Annotated in this window: 12 protein-coding genes; 7 read left to right on the forward strand and 5 right to left on the reverse strand. The window is 70.2% G+C overall.

Annotation, left to right across the window (positions count from 1 at the left end; genetic code table 11):
- Window positions 1–87: 87 nt before the first annotated feature.
- Window positions 88–1,140, reverse strand: a complete 1,053-nt coding sequence (locus tag ACWD4G_RS13745; RefSeq protein WP_451292938.1) for an AI-2E family transporter — start codon at window positions 1,138–1,140, stop codon at window positions 88–90.
- 401 nt (window positions 1,141–1,541) lie between these two features.
- A complete protein-coding gene (locus tag ACWD4G_RS13750) occupies window positions 1,542–3,068 on the reverse strand; it encodes an alpha/beta hydrolase (RefSeq protein WP_451292872.1) in 1,527 nt (508 codons plus the stop codon).
- Between the two features lie 100 nt (window positions 3,069–3,168).
- Here ACWD4G_RS13750 and ACWD4G_RS13755 point away from each other — a divergent pair, with 100 nt between their 5' ends.
- Window positions 3,169–4,104, forward strand: coding sequence for a helix-turn-helix domain-containing protein (locus ACWD4G_RS13755; RefSeq protein ID WP_451292873.1), 936 nt, complete (start codon window positions 3,169–3,171; stop codon window positions 4,102–4,104).
- A gap of 296 nt (window positions 4,105–4,400) precedes the next feature.
- Here the strand turns inward: ACWD4G_RS13755 and ACWD4G_RS13760 are convergent, their stop codons facing one another.
- Both ACWD4G_RS13760 and ACWD4G_RS13765 read right to left on the reverse strand, forming a co-directional pair.
- Complete coding sequence (locus tag ACWD4G_RS13760) at window positions 4,401–6,452, reverse strand: glycoside hydrolase family 31 protein (RefSeq protein WP_451292874.1); 2,052 nt, start codon at window positions 6,450–6,452, stop codon at window positions 4,401–4,403.
- Between the two features lie 131 nt (window positions 6,453–6,583).
- A complete protein-coding gene (locus tag ACWD4G_RS13765) occupies window positions 6,584–7,597 on the reverse strand; it encodes a LacI family DNA-binding transcriptional regulator (protein WP_451292875.1) in 1,014 nt (337 codons plus the stop codon).
- 368 nt (window positions 7,598–7,965) lie between these two features.
- Between ACWD4G_RS13765 and ACWD4G_RS13770 the strand changes: the two genes are divergently transcribed.
- Together ACWD4G_RS13770 and ACWD4G_RS13775 are read left to right on the forward strand one after the other, a co-directional pair.
- Window positions 7,966–8,775, forward strand: coding sequence for a GH12 family glycosyl hydrolase domain-containing protein (locus tag ACWD4G_RS13770; protein WP_451292876.1), 810 nt, complete (start codon window positions 7,966–7,968; stop codon window positions 8,773–8,775).
- Between the two features lie 196 nt (window positions 8,776–8,971).
- The gene (locus ACWD4G_RS13775) at window positions 8,972–10,909 is read left to right on the forward strand and encodes an acyl-CoA dehydrogenase family protein (protein WP_451292877.1); all 1,938 of its coding nucleotides are present in this window, start codon (window positions 8,972–8,974) and stop codon (window positions 10,907–10,909) included.
- A 118-nt stretch (window positions 10,910–11,027) separates the two neighbouring features.
- On the opposite strand, the gene ACWD4G_RS13780 is transcribed toward ACWD4G_RS13775, so the two are convergent.
- Complete coding sequence (locus ACWD4G_RS13780; RefSeq protein ID WP_451292878.1) at window positions 11,028–11,483, reverse strand: lamin tail domain-containing protein; 456 nt, start codon at window positions 11,481–11,483, stop codon at window positions 11,028–11,030.
- A gap of 215 nt (window positions 11,484–11,698) precedes the next feature.
- Between ACWD4G_RS13780 and dxr the strand changes: the two genes are divergently transcribed.
- The 4 genes from dxr (at window position 11,699) to ACWD4G_RS13800 (ending at window position 16,878) form a co-directional block, all read left to right on the forward strand.
- The gene (dxr, locus tag ACWD4G_RS13785) at window positions 11,699–13,009 is read left to right on the forward strand and encodes a 1-deoxy-D-xylulose-5-phosphate reductoisomerase (protein WP_451292879.1); all 1,311 of its coding nucleotides are present in this window, start codon (window positions 11,699–11,701) and stop codon (window positions 13,007–13,009) included.
- Window positions 13,006–14,310, forward strand: a complete 1,305-nt coding sequence (locus ACWD4G_RS13790) for a M50 family metallopeptidase (protein WP_451292880.1) — start codon at window positions 13,006–13,008, stop codon at window positions 14,308–14,310. Before dxr ends, ACWD4G_RS13790 begins: the two co-directional genes overlap by 4 nt.
- Before the next feature lie 226 nt (window positions 14,311–14,536).
- Window positions 14,537–15,694 carry a flavodoxin-dependent (E)-4-hydroxy-3-methylbut-2-enyl-diphosphate synthase gene (ispG, locus tag ACWD4G_RS13795; protein ID WP_451292881.1) on the forward strand — a complete coding sequence of 386 codons (1,158 nt, stop codon included), beginning with the start codon at window positions 14,537–14,539 and terminating at the stop codon, window positions 15,692–15,694.
- 329 nt (window positions 15,695–16,023) lie between these two features.
- Window positions 16,024–16,878, forward strand: a complete 855-nt coding sequence (locus tag ACWD4G_RS13800) for a GNAT family N-acetyltransferase (protein ID WP_451292882.1) — start codon at window positions 16,024–16,026, stop codon at window positions 16,876–16,878.
- The last annotated feature ends 10 nt before the right edge of the window (window positions 16,879–16,888 follow it).

Consider the following 16,888-nt stretch of genomic DNA (forward strand, 5'->3'; position numbering starts at 1 on the left):
TACGGCGGCGATCGCCCCCGGTGACGGGGTGATCGGCCCTGCTGCGGCGGTGAGCGGCGCCCTCATGGGTGGTGCGGGCGCCGATGATCATCCTGCCGTCCGGGCCGGCTCGCCCTCCGTGAGGGGTGCCGCTCGACCGGCGGGCCCCCCGTCCCCGTACCGGGACCGCAGTTCCGACAGCACACCGAACGCCGCCGCCGTCAGCGGCACCGACAGCAGCATGCCGAGGATGCCGGCGATGGAGGCGCCCGCGGTGAGCGCCAGCAGGATCGCGGCCGGATGCATCTGCACGGTCCGGCTGTGGATCATCGGCTGCAGCACGTTCCCCTCGATGATCTGCACCAGGAACACGACGCCGACCGCCCACAGCGCGGTCACCAGCCCCCGGTCCGCGAAGGCCACCAGAATGGCGACCGCGCCCGACAGGAACGCGCCGAGATACGGGATGTACGCGCCGACGAACACCAGCGCGCCCAGGCCGATCGCCCCCGGCACCTGGAGGATCAGCAGACCGACGGCGATGAAGACACCGTCGATGAACGCGATGATCGTGGTGCCCCGCATGAACCCCTCGATCGCCTGGAAGGCACGCCGGGCCATCACCTCCAGGGCGTCACCGCTGCCGCGCGGCGCCAGCGAGTGGAGGGACGCGACCGCCTTGTCGGAGTCGCGCAGGAAGAAGAACATCAGCAGCAGCGCGAGGATCGCCGTCGCCACGAACGAGGTGACGGCGCTGACCCCGCTGAGCACACTGGAGGCCGCCGTACCGCCGAACTTGGACAGCAGATCCTTGGCGTTCTTGGCGAGGTCGTCGACCGAGGTGCCCGCGAGCCCGAACTCGTCGCTCAGCGACTTCGCCGCGTCCCGCAGGGAGTCGATGATCTGGTCACCGGTGTCGATGAGCGCCGCCACGACGATGTACCCGGCCCCGCCCATCACGACGACCACGGCGGCACAAGTCAGCCCGGCGGCAAGGGACTTGTTGAATTTCATCGCCACCAGCCGCCGATGGAACGGCCCGAGCAAGGCTGTCCCCAGCAAGGCCAGCAACACCGGGGTGACGGCGGTCTGGAAGGTGATGCACAGCCACACCGCCACCGACACCACCCCGGTGACGAGCAGCGTGAGCGCGCTCCACACCGCGATGTGCCGGGCGGGCCCGGGCAGAAAACCGGGCGGGACGGCGCCCGGTCCCCGGCCCACCACGACGGGCGGCTGCGCCGGTTCGACGACGACCACGGGAGCCTGCGCGACTCCCGCACCGCGTATGGTCGTCCGCGTCCGATGCACCGGCATACGCGCCGGTCGGCCCCGCCGTCCCCCGCGAGGCTGTCTGCGGGGGTCTCCCGTACGGCTGCTCATGGTGCACTCCTGAAGATCACGCTTGGCCGTGGCGGCCATAGCGTAGACCCGACAGGGGTACGCGATAGGGCCCGGGGGCACGGCGACCCCGCAGGAGGCCCTGGTCCCGGTCGGACAGGGACCGCTTGGTCGGACAGCCGGGCCACCACCGCCTGGTCGGACAGCCGGGCCACGACCGCTCAGCCGGACAGCCGGGCCACGACCGCCTCCATCGCCCGTCGCACCGCCTCCCGCGACTGCTCGCCGTGATCGATCCCGTCGAAGCCGTGCCGCCCGTCCGGTACGTCGATCACCTCCACCTCGGCCCCGCACTCCTTCGCGGCGGTCAGGAACTCCTCGACGGTGGCCGCGATCTCGGCGTTCTCCAGTCCCACCCGCGTCAACACCACCGGCAGCCGCCCCGCACCCGCCACCGCCTCGGCCGGCCGGAACCGGGGATCGACGGCACCCCAGGCGGGCAGCGGTGCCAGCACGGGGTACGTCGCGGCGACGCACCGCAGCCACGGCGGGGGATCGGCGAGGGGGTCGGCCATCAGCAGCCCACCGCCGGAGAAATACCAGACGGCGATGCGCTCCGGGTCGACCCGGGGGTCGGCGCGCAGCAGCGCGACCGCCTCGCCCACATCCTCCGAGGCGAGCCCATAGCCGTCGAGCCCGTGCAGCCGATGGTCCACCACGGCCCCGACCACCCCGAGACCCACGGCGAATCGCGCGTATCCGACGAGCACCGGCCAGTCCCGGGGAGTGGGGCGGTACTCCACGGGCAGCGGCCCTCCGTGCACGAACAACACGGCGGGCCGGGGCCGCCCCGCCGAGCCCTCCGGGACGTAGAGGTCCACCCGCCCCACCCGCTCGCGCGGCACCTCCGGAACCTCCGACACGTCCAGCACGAACGGCCGTCGATACGTCGGCACCTCGGCGGCCGCGGTGATCCGCCGTCCCTCGCCCTGCGCGGCGGCCAGCAGCACCGCCGTCAGCTCCTGAGGGCGGGACAGCATCGGCCAGTGCCCGGTGGCGAGTTCGAAGAAGGTCACCTCGGGGCGGGCCAGCACCTGGAACTGGGGCAGCCCGGTGGCGACCATGTCCTCGACCAGGGCGAGGTTCAGCCCGTTCCCGGTGCACAGGACCCCGGTGGTCGGCAGGCCGGCGACGGCACCGGAGAGCCGTAGCGGCTGGGTGAGCGTGCGTACGGGCTGTGGTGCGGCCAGTGAGGAGAGCCGGTCCAGGTCCTCGCCGGTCAGCCCGTCCGTGCTGCCCCAACGCCGCCACGCGCCGGGGGAGTCGGGCGCGGCCAGCGACCAGTCGCCGTCCCCGCCCCGCTCGCCCACCAGCCGATGCGTCTCCTGATCCGGCACCGACTTGAGCGCCGCGTCCCCGTCCTGCGGCATACCCGCGTCCAGATACACGATCCGACCGATGTGCCGCGGGCGGCGGTCGACGGCGCCGAGCACCGGATGGATGCCGTAGCCATGCCCGACGATCACCACCTCCGACGAGACCACACCGTCCAACGCCCCCAGCACATCCCCGATGTGCGTCTCCAGATCCGTACCGGCACCCGCCACAGGCGGATGCCCTTCCCCCGCCCTCAACCCCGTCAGCTCCACCGTATGTACCTCGGCCCCCGCCTCCCTCAGTCCGGCGGCCACCTCGCTCCAGATCCGCGCATCGGTGAAACACTCCGCCACCAGCACGAACGCAGTCATGAACCCCTCCTCGACCCGTTTCCCGTCCACGGCCGGCGGCCCGAACGGCCGCCGGCGGTCGCGGGTACCGTAGGAACTCCCCCTGAGGGAGGTTCAAGTCGTGTCCGCAGACGGGTTGTGGAGCATCGGGGAACTGGCCGAGCACGCGGGTGTCACCGTGAAGACCGTCCGCTTCTACTCCGACCGGGGCCTGCTGCCGGAGGCCGCGCGCAGTGCCGGGGGCCACCGCCGCTACGGCCCCGAGGCCGCCGACCGGCTCCGCCTGATCCGCTCGCTGCGCACCCTGGACCTGCCGGTCGGCGCCATAGAAGGCGTCCTGGGCGAGGAGGCCCCACTCGACGTCTCCCTGGAGGACGCGGTAGCGGGCCAGTTGACGAAACTGGACGCCGAAGTCGCCGCCCTGCGCTGGCGCCGGGCCGCACTCCAACTGCTCCGCGACTGCACCGCCGAGCAACGCGCCGAACGGCTACGGCTGATCGGCGCGGTCCTCGCCGGGGCGGTGCCGCCGGACACCAGCGCCCTCGCCCGTTTCTGGCGCCGTGTACTGCCGCTGAGGGTTCCGGCCCGCCAGGTGACGTGGATCGTCGACGCCGCCGTACCGCAGCCGCCGCCCGACCCCACCCCGGCCCAGGTCCTGGCCTTCGCCCGGCTGCACGCCCTCGTCACCATGCCGTGCCCGCCGGGCCACGACTGGCGCCCACCGCCGCCGGAACGCGACCCCGACTACCGGGCGACCGTCCTGTACGATGGCCTGGGCGAGGCGTACGCGCTGGCCGCGCCGTCCCTGGCGGATGGCAGGGCGCCCCATGCCGGCGAGGCCCTGGACTGCTTCGTCTCGGCGTACGCCCACGCCCACGGGGTCCGGGACACGCCGGGGTTTCGCCGCGGCTTGAGGCTCCGCCTCGACACCTCGACACACCCGGTGATGAACCGGTACTGGCACCTCGCCGGGGGCCTGGCCGACCCCCGGACCCCGACTTTGGGCGCCGCCCAACAATGGCTTCACGAGGCATTGATCGTCCAGATCGCCCAATAGCACGGGGGTACGCGGAGTACGGCGGCCGCAGCCAGTACGTGGCTGATCGCGCAGTTCCCCGCGCCCCTTACGGGGCGCGGCCCTGCTGGCGTAACTGCGGGCAATCGTGCCGCCGAGCGGCTGCCCACCCCGCCCGCCCCACCTGCGGGCAGCCGTGCCGCCGGGCGCCTGCCCACCCCGCCCGCTCCACCTGCGGGCAATCGTGCCGCTGGGGCGGCACCCATCCCAAAGAGAGCGGCTCCTCGTAAGCGCCGAGTTGCGCAACCCACCCCCGCCCAGCCACAGCCCCCGGGCGCCTACTCAGCGATCGGCAACGACACCCCGTCCCGCAGGAACACCGGGATGCGGTCCAGCGGTGCGTCCACAGTCACCGTCGTACCCCCCTCGTACGTCACCCCCGTCCACGCGTCCGTCCAGCTCGCCCCCACCGGCAGATACGTCGTCCACGACGTCACCCCCGCCTCCAACACCGGCGCCACCAACACATCCCGCCCGAACAGATACGCGTCATCAACACCCCACGCCCGCTCGTCCGAGGGGAACTCCAGGAACAGCGGCCGCATCACCGGCAACCCCTCCTCATGGGCCTCCCGCATCACCTCCAGGACGTACGGCTTCAACCGCTCCCGCAGCCGCAGATACCGCTCCAGAACGGCCCCCGCCTCCTCCCCGTACGACCACACCTCGTTCGGCCCCCCGGTCATCTCGGGCCCGAGCGGCATCCCGGGATCACGGAACCCGTGCAACCGCATCAACGGCGAGAACGCCCCGAACTGGAACCACCGCACCATGACCTCCTGGTACGCGGGATCGCTCGGGTCACCTCCGTGGAAGCCGCCGATGTCGGTGTTCCACCAGGGGATGCCGGACAGGGCCGTGTTGAGCCCGGCCGCGATCTGCCGCCGCAGGGTCGGGAAGTCGGTACCGATGTCCCCGGACCACAGCGCGGCCCCGTACCGCTGACTCCCCGCCCACGCCGAACGGTTGAGCGTGACGATCTCGTCCTCACCGGAGGCGCGCAGCCCCTCGTAGAACGTACGGGCGTTCTCGGCGGGATAGATGTTCCCGACCTCCAGACCGGGCCCGGCCCAGTACCGCAGGTTCTCCTGGAACCCCGGCTTCAGCTCCGGCTCGCAGGCGTCCAGCCAGAACGCCTTGATGCCGTACGGCTCCAGGTAGTTGTCCCGCACCCTCGACCACACGAAGTCCCGCGCCTCGGGGTTCGTGGCGTCGTAGAAGGCGACCTGGACGGTGGAGGCGACCCCCTTGTCGGGCCAGTCGGCGTGGGCCATCGGGCCGTACTGGGTGCCGATGAAGTAGCCGCGCTGGTCCATGACCGGGTGGTTCTCGGAGAGCGGCGACACCGAGGGCCACACGGACACGACCAGCTTGATGCCCAGCTCGTCCAACTCCCGGACCATGGCGGCCGGGTCGGGCCACTCGCTGAGGTCGAACTTCCACTCGCCCAGATGCGTCCAGTGGAAGAAGTCGCAGACGATGACGTCGATCGGCAGCCCTCGCCGCTTGTACTCCCGTGCCACGGCGAGCAGTTCGTCCTGGGTGCGATAGCGCAGCTTGCACTGCCAGAACCCCGCCGCCCACTCCGGCAGCATCGGCGTACGCCCCGTCACCGCGCTGTAGCGGCGCTGGGCGTCGGCCGGGTCGCCCGCGGTGATCCAGTAGTCGATCTGCCGGGCCGAGTCGGCCACCCAGCGCGTACCGTTGCCGGCCAGCTCCACCCGGCCGATCGCCGGGTTGTTCCACAGCAGGGTGTAGCCCCGGCTGGAGGTGAGCACCGGGATACCGACCTCGGCGTTGCGCTGGACCAGGTCGAGGACCAGGCCCTTCTGGTCGAACCGCCCGTGCTGGTGCTGCCCGAGCCCGTACAGCTTCTCGTCGTCGTACGCGGCGAAACGCTGCTCCAGCCGGTGGTGGCCGTTGCCGACGGCGGTGTAGAGCCGTGAACCCGGCCACCAGAAGTGGGCGCGGTCCTCGGAGAGCAGTTCGCCGCCGTCGGCGGTGCGGGTATAGCGGATCAGCCCCTCGGCGCCGACCTCGACGGTGAGCGCGCCGACGGTGAGCCGCCCCACCCCGTCCTCGATCTTGACGCTGCTCTCGGTGCTCTCCGGTTCGTCGAGCAGCGCACCCGGCAGCCCATCGAGCACCGGCCCACCGAGCCGGGCGCGCACGCGTACGGCGTCCGGGCCCCAGGGTTCGATCCGCAGGGTCTCCTGGCGTCCGCTCCACTCCAGGGCACCGTCCCGCTCACGGAACGTACCGACGGTGGGCGAGGACTGGGCGAGGCTGACCGCACCCGTCGGGGTCTGGTTCTCGGCATGCTGATTCACGAGACGGCTCCTGGGAGGAAGGAGTGAGGAAGGAGTGACGAGGAGTGGCGACCTACCCGGCGACCGGGCGGGGGAGGAGGTGGAGCGGGGTTGTTCTGCCGGCTCCGTCGGCACGTGGTCGGGCGGCGGCCTCAGTCGGCCGTGGACATCGGCCCCGTACTCGCGCGGACCGTCAACTCGGGGGCGAGCAACACGACTTCCTCGGTGGGCCGCCCCTCCAGCTTGGCGACCAGCTGCTCCACCGCGCGGCGGCCCATCTCCTGGGCGGGGATGGCGACGGACGTCAGCCGCACCGACGCCTGCACGGCGACCTGGTCGGGGCAGACGGCGATGACCGAGACGTCCTCGGGCACCGCCCGGCTCTGCTGGCGCAGCAGGGCGAGCAGCGGCTCGACGGCGGACTCGTTCTGCACCACGAACCCGGTGCTCCCCGGCCGCTCGTCGAAGATCCGCGCCAGTGTCACGGTCATCGCGTCATAGCCGCCCTCACAGGGCCGGTGCAGCACGCGCAGGCCCAACTCCCGGGCCCGCGACCGCAGTCCGTCGAGAGTGCGCTCGGCGAAACCGGTGTGCCGCTCGTACACCGCGGGCGCCTCGCCGATGACGGCGATGTCACGGTGGCCGAGCTTCGCCAGATGCTCCACGCACAGCGCACCGGTCGCCGCGAAGTCCAGGTCGACGCAGGTCAGCCCGCTGGTCTCGGCCGGCAACCCGATCAGTACGGACGGCTGGTCGGTGCCGCGCAGCAACGGCAGCCGCTCATCGGTGAGTTCGACGTCCATCAGGATCATCGCGTCGGCGAGCCCGCTGCCGGTGACGCGGCGCACCGCGTCCGGGCCCTCCTCGCCGGTGAGCAGCAGCACGTCGTAGCCGTGTGTCCGGGCGGTGGTGGCGACCGCGATGGCGATCTCCATCATCACCGGGACGTACATGTCGGTCCGCAGCGGGACCATCAGCGCGATGATGTTCGACTTGCTGCTCGCCAGGGCGCGGGCGCCCGCGTTCGGGTGGTAGCCGAGCTCGCGGATGCTCCGCTCGACCCGCTGCCGGGTGCCCGCGGAGATGGACCGCTTGCCGCTGAGGACATAGCTCACCGTGCTCGCCGAGACTCCGGCGTGCTGGGCGACCTCGGCGAGGGTGACCATCCAGCTCTCCAAGCGTGTTTAAGCGCTTCGACAGCGCGCGTGTTTCCGACCAGAGCGAGTGAGGGTGGCTCGACAGTAGCTTGGTGGGGGGTGGGTGTCCATAGGTTGTCGAAGCGCTTCGACTCCGTCGGTTTGGCCGGGGCGCCTAATGGGGTGGGGGGTGCGGTTTTTTGGCGTGTGCGGGTGGGTGGGGGCTTGTCGCGCCCCGCGGCGGAGCCGCAAATCAACATAGCCCCGCGCCCCTGAAAGAGGCCTGCGGCCCTTTCAGCTCCCAGGACGTCCTCCCCCCAGTAAAAACCCGGCGGCAACCTTCTGTCTCTCCGGTGGCGACCTGGTCGCGTACGTATCGCAGCCGGAAGGAACCACCGATGTCGCACCGTCGTCCCCGCCTGACCCGTAAGGCGAAGATCGGCGCCGCCGCCGTCACCGCCCTCGCCGTCGGTGCCACCGTGACCGTGGCGACGGCCGGTGAGGAGGCCAAGAAGTGCGTGGACTTCGACACGATCACGCTCGGTAAGTACTACGTGAACAACAACGTCTGGAACCGGGAGAAGGCCACCGGGACGCAGTGCGTCTGGGACAACTCCCGGTCCGGTTCGACCATCTCGTGGGGTACGAGCTACAGCCTGGCCAACAGCGCCACGGGCAAGGACCACGACGTGAAGTCGTACGCGAGCAGCGTGCTCGGCTGGCACTGGGGCTGGAAGGTCGACAAGGCGTCCACCCGGCTGCCCATCCGGGTGGGCGACCGCAAGCCGGTGAAGACCAGCTGGGAGTTCACGGTCAGCTCGAACCCGGGCGTCATGAACGTCGCCTACGACCTGTGGCTGCACACCAAGAACACCGCGGACTGGCAGGACCAGCCCACCGACGAGGTCATGATCTGGCTCAACCGCCAGGGCGGCGCGGGCCCGCTCGGCACCAAGTACGGCAGCGTCAGCCTGGGCGGCGCCATGTGGGACATCTACACCGGTGACATCGGCTGGAAGGTGTTCTCCTTCGTCCGCCGCACCAACACCACCAAGGCCACCCTCGACCTTGACGACTTCACCCAGGCCCTGGTCCGCCGCAAGCTGCTGAGCAACGACAAGTACGTCTCCGGCATCGAGGCCGGCACCGAGGTCTTCAAGGGCACCGGACGGCTGGACACCAATGCGTACTCGGTGGACATCGGCTGACCGGCGCGCCGCCGGGGGTTCGGGCGGCCAGGCGGCCGGCCGTCCGGGCGGCCGGGAGCGGGCGCGGAGCGGCGCAAGGCGTACGCGAGGGGTGGCGGGCTCATCCCGGATCGGGTACCAACGATCGAGTAGCACCCATCGGTAACCGATGTCACCGATGCGGTCCATGATCCCGATTCGCGGCGAGGTGAGCCTCATGTCCGCACCACCCCTCAAGAAAACCGTCGTCACCGAGCGTGAGGCCCGTCAGGTGGCGGAGGCCGCCCGGGAGCAGGACTGGCGCAAGCCCAGCTTCGCCAAGGAACTGTTCCTGGGCCGGTTCCGCCTCGACCTCATCCACCCCCACCCGGTCCCCACCGACGAGGCCGTACGGCGCGGCGAGCAGTTCCTGACCAAGCTCCGCGACTTCTGCGAGAGCAAGGTCGACGCCGCCCTCATCGAGCGTGAGGCCCGTATCCCCGACGAGGTCATCGCCGGCCTCAAGGAACTCGGCGCCCTCGGCATGAAGATCGACCCCAAGTACGGGGGCCTCGGCCTCACCCAGGTGTACTACAACAAGGCCCTCGCCCTGGTCGGATCGGCGAGCCCCGCGATCGGCGTGCTGCTCTCCGCCCATCAGTCGATCGGCGTACCGCAGCCGCTGAAGTTGTTCGGCACCGACGAGCAGAAGCAGAAGTTCCTGCCGCGCTGCGCCCGCACCGACATCAGCGCCTTCCTCCTCACCGAGCCGGACGTGGGCTCCGACCCGGCCCGCCTGGCCACGAGCGCGGTACCCGAGGGCGACCACTACGTCCTCGACGGCGTGAAGCTGTGGACCACCAACGGCGTGGTCGCCGACCTCCTCGTGGTCATGGCGAGGGTGCCCAGGTCCGAGGGCCACAAGGGCGGCATCACGGCCTTCGTCGTCGAGGCCGACTCACCGGGCGTCACCGTCGAGAACCGCAACGCCTTCATGGGCCTGCGCGGCATCGAGAACGGCGTCACCCGCTTCCGTCAGGTACGCGTGCCCGCCGCGAACCGCATCGGCGCGGAGGGCCAGGGCCTGAAGATCGCCCTGACGACGCTGAACACGGGCCGGCTCTCGCTCCCCGCCTCCTGTGTGGCCGCCGGCAAGTGGAGTCTGAAGATCGCCCGCGAGTGGTCGGTCGCCCGTGAGCAGTGGGGCAAGCCGATCGCCCACCACGAGGCCGTCGGCGCGAAGATCAGCTTTATCGCGGCCACGACCTTCGCCCTCGAAGCCGTACTGGACCTCTCCTCCCAGATGGCCGACGAGGACCGCAACGACATCCGCATCGAGGGCGCCCTCGCCAAGCTCTTCGCCTCGGAGATGGGCTGGCGCATCGCCGACGAACTGGTCCAGATCCGCGGCGGCCGGGGCTTCGAGACGGCCGAGTCCCTACGGGCCCGCGGCGAACGGGCCGTCCCCGCCGAGCAGATGCTCCGTGACCTGCGCATCAACCGCATCTTCGAGGGCTCCACGGAGATCATGCACCTCCTGATCGCCCGCGAGGCCGTCGACGCCCACCTCTCGGTGGCAGGCGACCTCATCGACCCGGAGAAGTCCCTCGCCGACAAGGCCAGGGCAGGCGCGGGCGCGGGCGTCTTCTACGCCAAGTGGCTCCCGAAACTGGTCGCCGGACCGGGCCAACTCCCCACCTCCTACGGCGAGTTCAAGCAATCCGGCCCGGACCTGTCCCCCCACCTCCGCTACGTCGAACGCAACGCCCGCAAGCTGGCCCGCTCCACCTTCTACGCGATGTCCCGCTGGCAGGGCCGCATGGAGACGAAGCAGGGCTTCCTTGGCCGCGTCGTCGACATCGGCGCCGAACTCTTCGCGATGAGCGCGGCGGTGGTCCGGGCCGAACACCTCCGCACCACCACGCCCCACGGCCGCGAGGCCTATCAACTGGCCGACACCTTCTGCCGCCAGTCCCGCCTACGGGTGGAGGAACTCTTCACCCGCCTGTGGACCAACACGGACGACCTCGACCGCAAGCTGGTCAAGGCTGTCCTGGCGGGTGCCTACGAGTGGCTGGAGGAGGGAGTGGTAGACCCGTCGGGCGAGGGCCCTTGGATCGCCGACACGACTCCGGGCGAGACCGAGAAGGAGAACGTCCACCGCAAGATCGGCTGAGTCCAGCTCCGCTGACTTCCCGACTTCCCCGCGCCCCGGAGTTTTCAGGGGCGCGGGGAACTGCGCGACCAGCCGCGACGGACCCGCAGCCGAACAACGACCCTCTAGGCGCCCGGAATCAGCAGTACTTGTAACCCTTGCCGAGAGAAGACCACGAACAGGTGTCGGCCTTGGTCTTGTCGGCCCGGTACAGCGTGGCCGTGTCACCCGTGTTGTTCCACACGTACCAGGAGCGTCCCCAGTACTTGTCGTACGCGGTGTTGGTCCCCTTGCCGGTGTGCACCTTCTTGGACTTGCCCGCGCCGACCTTCACACTGCCGAAGGTGTACGTGTAGCCGGTCTTGTCCTTGATCTTCCAGCCCTTCAGCGAGACCGCCGTCGACCTGGTGTTCTTGATGATGACCCACTCGGCGTTGAGGCTCTTGTTGGAGCCGCGGTCCGACCCCGGGCTGTCGTAGTACACCTCGTAGATGTACACACGACCGGCAGCCTCGGCGGAGCCGCTGAGCAGTGTGCCGGTCAGAGCCACGGCTCCGGCGAGCGCGGGCAGGGCGGCGCGTATGGATCGACGCATGAGAAAGATCCCCCCAGGGTCCTCTGTTGATCCTGATCCGCCGTTGATCCGACTATCGGATCAACGGGAGGATAGTCATATCACCCCACCCTTCACTCACGCTTCACAAGCGGAGAATTCCGCTCGTCAACCCCGCACGGCCACACACGGCACGAACTGGGTCAACAGGGGGACGCGCGGTCCGGCCGTACGCCGGATGCGGCAACAATGGGGGGATGAGCGACAGTCCAGCCCCTCTCGCCGATCCGCATCTCGTCTTCGACCCCGTCGACGGCGTACGCGACGTGGTGATCCTCGGATCGACCGGCTCGATCGGCACCCAGGCCATCGATCTCGTCCTGCGCAACCCGGACCGCTTCCGGGTCACCGGGCTCTCCGCCGCCGGAGGGAGGGTGGAACTGCTGGCCGAGCAGGCGCACCGCCTGCGGGTCAGGACCGTCGCCGTCGCCAAGGAGGACGCCGTACCGGCCCTGCGCGAGGCCCTGACCACGGCATACGGACCGGGGGAGACCCTCCCCGAGATCCTCGCGGGGCCGGACGCGGCCACCCACCTCGCCGCCTCCGACTGTCACACCGTGCTCAACGGCATCACCGGCTCCATCGGTCTCGCCCCCACCCTCGCCGCCCTGGAGGCGGGCCGCACCCTCGCGCTCGCCAACAAGGAGTCGCTCATCGTCGGCGGCCCCCTGGTGAAGGCCGTGGCGAAGCCGGGCCAGATCATCCCGGTCGACTCCGAGCACGCCGCCCTCTTCCAGGCCCTCGCCTCCGGCACCCGGGCCGAGGTGCGCAAGCTGGTGGTGACCGCCTCCGGGGGCCCGTTCCGGGGCCGTACGAAGGCGGAGCTGGCCGATGTGACCCCGGCCGACGCGCTCGCGCACCCCACCTGGGCGATGGGCCCGGTGATCACGATCAACTCCGCGACCCTCGTCAACAAGGGCCTGGAAGTCATCGAGGCACACCTCCTCTACGACATTCCCTTCGACCGCATTGAGGTCGTCGTGCACCCCCAGTCGTATGTCCACTCGATGGTTGAGTTCACGGACGGATCGACGATGGCGCAGGCGACGCCCCCGGACATGCGCGGGCCCATCGCCATCGGACTGGGCTGGCCGCAGCGCGTCCCCGACGCCGCGCCCACCTTCGACTGGAGCAAGGCGTCGACCTGGGAGTTCTTCCCCCTCGACGAGGAGGCGTTCCCCTCGGTCGGGCTCGCCCGCCATGTGGGGCAGCTCGGCGGCACCGCCCCGGCGGTGTTCAACGCGGCCAACGAGGAGTGCGTGGACGCGTTCCTGCACGGCGGCCTGCGGTTCGACGCGATCATCGACACCGTGACCCGGGTCGTCGAGGAGCACGGCACACCCGGAACGGGAACTTCCCTCACCGTGGCGGACGTCCTCGAAGCGGAGACCTGGGCGCGCGCCCGCGCCCGCGAGCTGACCACCACACCCGGCGAGTCGACCACCTCACCGGTGACCACCTCATCCGGCAAACCCACCGAGCGGACGACCGCGGAGGCCCGTGCATGACCACCCTGATGTTCATCCTCGGCATAGTGGTCTTCGTGTTGGGCCTGGCGTTCTCGATCGCCTGGCACGAGCTGGGCCACTTCTCGACCGCCAAGCTCTTCGGCGTCCGCGTGCCCCAGTTCATGGTGGGCTTCGGCCCGACGCTCTGGTCGAAGCGGAAGGGCGAGACCGAGTACGGCGTCAAGGCCATCCCGCTCGGCGGCTTCATCCGTATGATCGGCATGATCCCGCCCGGCCCGGACGGCCGGATCGAGGCCCGCTCCACCTCCCCGTTCCGCGGGATGATCGAGGACGCCCGCGCGGCCTCCTTCGAGGAGATCCAACCCGGCGACGAGACCCGGATGTTCTACACGCGCAAGCCCTGGAAGCGCGTGATCGTGATGTTCGCGGGCCCGTTCATGAACCTGATCCTCGCCGTCGTGATCTTCGTCGGCGTGATGATGACCTTCGGCGCCCAGACACAGACCACCACGGTCAGCAAGGTCTCCGACTGCGTCATCGAGGCCAGCGAGAACCGCTCCAAGTGCCAGTCCGGTGACGAGGCCGCCCCCGCCAAGGCAGCCGGCCTCAAGCCCGGCGACAAGATCGTCGCGTTCAACGGCGAGACCATCGACGACTGGTCCGACATCCAGGCCGACATCCGCGCCAACCCCGGCAAGGAGGTCACCGTCACGGTCGAGCGCGACGGCAGGACCCTCGACCTCACCGCCACCCTCGTGAAGAACCAGGTCAGCAAGACCGACGGCGAGGGCGGCTATGTCGAGGGCAAGTACGTCTACGCCGGCTGGTTCGGCTTCACACCCGCCACCGACATCGTCCCGCTCTCCTTCGGCGAGTCCGTGGACCGCATGGGCGACATGATGGAGAACGGCGTCGAGTCCCTGCTCGCCCTCCCCGGCAAGATCCCCGCCCTGTGGGACGCCACCTTCGGCGACGGCGAACGCGAGGCCGACTCACCGATGGGCGTGGTCGGCGCGGCCCGCGTCGGCGGTGAGATCTTCACCCTCGACATCCCCGCCACCCAGCAGCTCGCCAGCTTCCTCATCCTGCTCGCCGGCTTCAACCTCTCCCTGTTCCTGTTCAACATGCTCCCGCTGCTCCCGCTCGACGGCGGCCATATCGCGGGCGCCCTGTGGGAGTCGCTGCGCCGCAACACCGCCAAGGTGCTGCGCCGCCCCGACCCCGGCCCGTTCGACGTGGCCAAGCTGATGCCCGTCGCGTACGTGGTGGCCGGGATCTTCGTCTGCTTCACGCTCCTGGTGCTGATCGCGGACCTGGTGAACCCGGTGCGCATCTCATAGACACCCACCGGTAGGACACCCACCGTTCACGACGGCCGGGCACTCTGATGAGATGCCCGGCCGTCGTCGTACCTCGTATCCCGCTCTTCCTCTTTCCCTTACGGGTGGGTTTACGGCCAGTGATGTGCTGGGGCGATGGGCGGTGCCGTAATCTCGGACCCTGGAGCCCGCCTGTTCCCTTGATCCGGGACCCGATCCTGATCCACAACTTGGGGTTGTACAGCAGATGACTGCGATTTCTCTCGGTATGCCGTCCGTTCCGACCAAGCTCGCCGAGCGCCGGCAGAGCCGGCAGATCCAGGTCGGCTCCGTCGCGGTCGGCGGGGACGCTCCGGTCTCGGTCCAGTCGATGACCACGACCCGTACGTCGGACATCGGCGCCACGCTCCAGCAGATCGCCGAACTGACGGCCTCCGGCTGCCAGATCGTCCGCGTCGCCTGCCCGACCCAGGACGACGCCGACGCCCTGGCGACGATCGCCCGCAAGTCCCAGATCCCGGTCATCGCCGACATCCACTTCCAGCCGAAGTACGTCTTCGCCGCCATCGAGGCGGGCTGCGCGGCCGTCCGCGTCAACCCCGGCAACATCAAGCAGTTCGACGACAAGGTCAAGGAGATCGCCAAGGCGGCCAAGGACCACGGCACCCCGATCCGCATCGGCGTCAACGCGGGCTCCCTGGACCGCCGCCTCCTGCAGAAGTACGGCAAGGCCACCCCCGAGGCGCTGGTCGAGTCCGCCCTCTGGGAGGCCTCCCTCTTCGAGGAGCACGACTTCCGGGACATCAAGATCTCGGTCAAGCACAACGACCCGGTCGTCATGGTCAACGCCTACCGCCAGCTCGCCGCCCAGTGCGACTACCCCCTCCACCTCGGCGTCACGGAGGCGGGCCCCGCCTTCCAGGGCACGATCAAGTCGGCCGTCGCCTTCGGCGCGCTCCTCTCCGAGGGCATCGGCGACACCATCCGGGTCTCCCTCTCGGCGCCCCCCGTCGAGGAGATCAAGGTCGGCACCCAGATCCTCGAATCCCTCAACCTCCGCCAGCGCGGCCTGGAGATCGTCTCCTGCCCCTCCTGCGGCCGCGCCCAGGTCGACGTCTACAAGCTGGCCGAGGAAGTCACCGCCGGCCTCACCGGCATGGAGGTCCCCCTCCGCGTGGCCGTCATGGGCTGCGTGGTCAACGGCCCCGGCGAGGCCCGCGAAGCCGACCTCGGCGTAGCCTCCGGCAACGGCAAGGGCCAGATCTTCGTCAAGGGCGAGGTCATCAAGACGGTCCCGGAATCCAAGATCGTGGAAACCCTGATCGAGGAAGCGATGAAAATCGCCGAGACGATGGAAGCAGAGGGCACGGAGTCGGGAGAGCCGACGGTATCGGTAGCGGGCTGACGAGCGGGCTGGCCATCGGTTTGCCGGGTGCGGGCGCCTGAAGGGGCCGCAGGCCCCCTTCAGGGGCGCGGGGCTCTGCCGATTTGCGGCTCCGCCGCGTGGGCGCGAGCAACCACAACGATCCCGCACCCGCCAACAATCCACAGCTCCCGAGCTATAAGGCGCCCAAGGGGGTCGAAGGGGCACAGCCCCTGGGGACGGGAAGGGTAGGGGCGGCGGGGGCGAGAAAGCCGGGGGCGCCAGTCCCCCGAACTCCCAGACGCCCAGCCACAGCCCTGCAAGGTATGGTGCGGGAACCAGCACAGAACCCCAGGGTGAGGCCCCCGCACGTGTTGACGCAAACCACCACCAGGGTCCTCGAACCGAGCGACCTGGACGCCGCCCTCGCCGTCCTGAACCGCGAGCCCGTCGCGAACGCCTTCGTGACCTCCCGCGTCCACGTCGCCGGCCTCGACCCCTGGCGCCTGGGCGGCGAAATGTGGGGCTGGTACGAAGACGGCGCCCTCACCTCCCTCTGCTACGCCGGCGCCAACCTCGTCCCCATCTGCGCCACCCCCAGAGCCGTCCGGGCCTTCGCCGACCGCGCCCGCAGGGCGGGCCGCCGCTGCTCCTCGGTCGTGGGCCCCGCCGAAGCGACGGCCCAGCTGTGGCGCCTCCTCGAACCCAGCTGGGGCCCGGCCCGGGAGATCCGGGCCCACCAGCCCCTGATGGTCACCGACCGCCTCCCCGACCCCGCCGTGGTCACCCCGGACCCGTACGTCCGTCGCATCCGCAAGGACGAGATGGAGACGATCATGCCGGCGTGCGTGGCGATGTTCACCGAGGAGGTCGGCGTCTCCCCGCTGGCCGGCGACGGCGGCCTCCTCTACCAGGCCAGGGTCGCCGAACTGGTCGGCTCCGGCCGCTCCTTCGCCCGCCTCGACGACAACGGCCGGGTCGTCTTCAAGGCGGAGATCGGCGCCGCCACCCCCCAGGCCTGCCAGATCCAGGGCGTCTGGGTGGCCCCCGAATACCGGGGCCAGGGCCTCGCCGCCCCCGGCATGGCAGCGGTACTCCGCTACGCCCTGGCCGACGTCGCCCCGGTGGTCAGCCTCTACGTGAACGACTTCAACACCCCGGCGCGAAGGACGTACCACCGGGTGGGCTTCCAAGAGGTGGGCGCCTTCATGAGCGTCCTGTTCTGACCGAGTGGGT

It is taken from the genome of Streptomyces sp. NPDC002643, from assembly GCF_053592555.1.

Coding starts and splice junctions, on each gene's coding strand:
- ACWD4G_RS13750 (WP_451292872.1), bottom strand. CDS start 3,068: ATGACTGCGTTCGTGCTGGTGGCGGAGTGTTTCACCGATGCGCGGATC.
- ACWD4G_RS13765 (WP_451292875.1), bottom strand. CDS start 7,597: ATGGTCACCCTCGCCGAGGTCGCCCAGCACGCCGGAGTCTCGGCGAGC.
- ACWD4G_RS13770 (WP_451292876.1), top strand. CDS start 7,966: ATGTCGCACCGTCGTCCCCGCCTGACCCGTAAGGCGAAGATCGGCGCC.
- ACWD4G_RS13775 (WP_451292877.1), top strand. CDS start 8,972: ATGTCCGCACCACCCCTCAAGAAAACCGTCGTCACCGAGCGTGAGGCC.
- ACWD4G_RS13780 (WP_451292878.1), bottom strand. CDS start 11,483: ATGCGTCGATCCATACGCGCCGCCCTGCCCGCGCTCGCCGGAGCCGTG.
- dxr (WP_451292879.1), top strand. CDS start 11,699: ATGAGCGACAGTCCAGCCCCTCTCGCCGATCCGCATCTCGTCTTCGAC.
- ACWD4G_RS13790 (WP_451292880.1), top strand. CDS start 13,006: ATGACCACCCTGATGTTCATCCTCGGCATAGTGGTCTTCGTGTTGGGC.
- ispG (WP_451292881.1), top strand. CDS start 14,537: ATGACTGCGATTTCTCTCGGTATGCCGTCCGTTCCGACCAAGCTCGCC.